The sequence below is a fragment of the Pseudomonas sp. 2822-15 genome (assembly GCF_002742515.1).
Lineage (GTDB): Bacteria > Pseudomonadota > Gammaproteobacteria > Pseudomonadales > Pseudomonadaceae > Aquipseudomonas > Aquipseudomonas salomonii.
In genome coordinates this window covers 1-230 of sequence record NZ_LJRY01000137.1, presented here as the reverse complement: position 1 = coordinate 230, position 230 = coordinate 1, and the positions used below count along the sequence as shown (strand labels likewise).

At 37.4% G+C, this 230-nt stretch carries 1 protein-coding gene; it reads left to right on the top strand.

The genetic code is table 11. The annotated features are described in order from the left end of the window. Window positions 1–27: 27 nt before the first annotated feature. The coding region (locus AOA59_RS01295) for a radical SAM protein (RefSeq protein WP_256593015.1) at window positions 28–230 on the top strand (203 nt) is incomplete at its 3' end.

Here is a 230-nt window from a genome sequence, read left to right as displayed (position 1 = left end):
TCTGGATCTGATTCAGTGTTAAAGAGAATGCGCCGTAAATATACAAATGAATTTTATTTTGATCGAGTTGAGAAATTGAAGAAAGCTTTACCAGGGTTGGCTGTTACGTCTGATGTTATTGTAGGGTTCCCTGGTGAAACAGATGAAGAATTTCAGGAAACTTATGATTTCATTCGAAAAGTTGGGTATTCAGAACTTCATGTATTCCCATATTCCAAGCGTACGGGTAC